This is a genomic window from Holospora elegans E1 (assembly GCF_000648275.1).
Taxonomy (GTDB): Bacteria; Pseudomonadota; Alphaproteobacteria; order Holosporales; family Holosporaceae; genus Holospora; species Holospora undulata_A.
Genome location: NZ_BAUP01000019.1, coordinates 1 through 3173, shown reverse-complemented (window position 1 = coordinate 3173; position 3173 = coordinate 1). Strand labels below are relative to the sequence as shown.

The 3173-nt window shown below is 35.0% G+C and carries 1 protein-coding gene; it reads left to right on the top strand.

Features of this window, described 5'->3' with window-relative positions:
* The first annotated feature begins 257 nt into the window (after nt 1–257).
* A complete protein-coding gene (gene murJ / locus HE1_RS00265) occupies nt 258–1829 on the top strand; it encodes a murein biosynthesis integral membrane protein MurJ (RefSeq protein WP_035543250.1) in 1572 nt (523 codons plus the stop codon).
* Nucleotides 1830–3173 lie beyond the last annotated feature (1344 nt).

The window sequence follows — 3173 nt, the reverse complement described above, 5'->3', positions numbered from 1 at the left end:
TCTTTTTAAAAATAAATTATCATAATTACTTATGAGGACACCATCTAAGGTACTAATGCATCTGAACCACAAGAACAAAACAAATAAGGATAAAATGAAATTTCATTTTTAGTATTTGTTTAGATACAAAAGATAGAGACCATTTTAAAAAATTCTTAAATTTTAATATTGCTTATTGCTATTGTATCTGTTTAATATTTTTTTGTGATATAGTGTATAGCAATTGATTAAAAAATTGACAAGGTTTGATCAAAACAATGAAAATTAACTTTTTGCGCTCTGTAAGCTGGGTTGCGATGCTTACATTACTAAGTCGCATCAGCGGATATGTTAGAGAGCTTTTATTGATTCAGTGCATTGGAATCAATGCGGTCAGCGATACGTTGACCATTCTTATTAAAATACCTGCTTTTTTTCGAAGAATTTTTGCAGAAGGTGCCATGCAAGCAGCTTTTCTTCCAATTTTTACGAAAATCAAGGAATCTGAAGGCGAAGCAGCAGCATATCGTTTTTCTGCCAGCCTTTTAGGAATTTTAGTTGTACTCTTAACGTTATTGATGGGAATAGCAGAATGGAAATGGGACTTGTGCTCAAGTTGGATTTTTTCCGATTTCGCTCATCAAAAGCAACGCGAATTATTTAGTCTTTTAGGAAAGGTTATTTTTCCTTATATATTTTTTATTTCAATTCATAGTTTTTTTGGAAGCATTTCTAGTGTTTATGGCCGTTTTGGAATTTTTAATTTTTCTTCTACTATAGGAAATTTGTTTATTTGCGCTGCCCTGGTTGGGTTATTAATCTATAAACCCGACACCAACGTATTGTGTGCGTACTGGGCTTCTTGGGCCATCCTTGGATCTGGAGTTCTTCAATGTGGAATGATGATTTGGGGGTGTTGGTATCAGGGAATTAAAGCAGTTTGGCCTATTTTAGGGATTGATAAGCATTTAGCAGTATTTTTTAGAAAATTTTTTTCTGCAATGTTAAGTGTTTCTTCTGTGCAACTTAATACAGTAATTGGTGCCATTTTTGCCGCTCAATTGCCTACTAAAGGTGCTTCTTATCTTAATTATGCAGATCGTTTTCAGCAACTTCCTTTAAGTTTGATAGGAGTTTCTTTAGCTTCTGTTCTTTTACCTGTTCTTTCTCAGCAACAAGCTCTTCAAGATCCCGTGCGCAGATGGCGTGATGAACAGCATTTTTTAAGATTTGCTTTTATGTTAAGTATTTGGATTACATTGTTTTTTTGGGTTTCATCTTTTTCTTTTGGGGCATGTTTATTTTATCCCAGTCTAAAATCTGGTATTTTGGCTTGGAAGGATGTCGTAGAAATTGCTTATACGGTAAGGGTATTTTCTTTGGCTATTCCTGCTTACATTGGAATAAAAATTTTGATTACTCGGTGCTTTGCTCACGGAAAAGGTCAGCTTACTTGGATTTCTGGATTGCTTAATGTTGGGGTCACTGTAGGAATAAGTTTATGTCTATACCGCCGTTTCCACCATTTCGGTCTTGCATTTTCTTCTGTAGTATCTGCTTGGGCTCAGTTTATTTTTCTTTTGTGTTCGATTTCGCTACGAGAAAAACTTCCTTTACATCACGGATTAAAGCGTCTTTGGTTAGAGCTTATGCCTTTTACGGGGGTGGTGGTGTCGGTATATTACTCTATGCCTTTGATCTGGACTTCTGAAACAAGTATTTTTCTTCATATAGGGTACATGCTTGGGGCTGCTATGGTGATTACAGCGCTTTTGTTTGGATTTTTGCGTTTGCGTTCCCATATTTCTTATAAGCATTTGCGATTGTTTTGGAAAATGTTTCGTGGGTGATGTAGGTATGGGCTTCTACTACTGATTACAAATATAAAAACACGTGAAGCACTTTGTAATCAAAATTGAAAAAATATCTGAAGTTAAAATACAATTAGGTAGATTTTTTAAAAGGGTAAGTTTTAATTTTTAAACTTATCAAAGGAGAAGGTGTCGATTTTTCATAATGCCTTCTTTTTATTGTCCTATATGCGTTGATAATACCAAATCCCATTACTATAGTAATAGTAGCTTGAAGATGGGACAGAGTAGTTCTATTTTTAACAGAAAAGGACAAAGAAACAATACAGCTTCGATCTAAGGAATCGAGTAATATAAGAACCTGTATTCATGAATAAAAAAGTGTGATATAAAAGGCTTGAAGGAGTAGAAGATGAATTATCCAAGCGATTTAAAAGAGAGGGTAGAAAGTGATAAAGTATCATTTTGATAGCGGAAATAAAAGCAAATACAACAAAAAAGAGGGGTAATGCAGTAGTTTATATAATCAAGAACGGTTGTTAATAGCACATGCTACTAAAAGATTTTCCACCATATTCGACGGTACATTCGTTTTATAGACGATGTAGAATTAAGGGGGTATAGAAAAAATTGATGCATGAACTTGTTAAGACAAGCCGAATTAAGTATGAAAAAAGCGAAAATCCCAACTATAGCATCATTCACAAAGGGTTAACCCCACAGGTGCCTCAGAAAAAAGGACGTACGGCATAGGTTGATACGCAAGGAAATTTGCTCCATATCACGGTTCATAAGGCCAATGACACAGGTGCTGGGTGCAGAGTTTTTAAGGAAGCGGTGCAAAAATTATCCTACATTAAAGGGAGTTTGTGAGAACTCTATTGAATAAAACTATAGCACTCTCAGAGCGTATATCTCAAGAATGGGCCATACTTCCAAAGCGTTAGATCGTCGAAAGAACATTTGCATGGCTGAAATTGCCATAGCGACTGCTGGAAACATGAGTATGATAGCCCATTCCATGATCCTATTAAGAAGGGTAGCTAAATCATTAATACAGGTTATAAACTTTCCGAAAGATTTAAGATTTCAACACTAACACTCAGTAGATGAAATAAATAAAGCCTAATCTAAGAACAAATAAAATACCAATTAAAATAGATAACGAAGCTTTGAAGAAAGATATCAAAGAATATCCTGATTCTTCATACTCCCCCTCGCTTTTTTGAAGGGTCTTTAAAAGATCCGAAAGAGAGGCTATTTTATTAAAAATAAACAACAATGTTTAATGCAAATGAACCTCTCATCCCGCGCAGAGACTTTTAAAACCTTCGTACTTATCGATCAGCGAAAGGTTCAGCATCCTGCGCTGATCCACAAGAT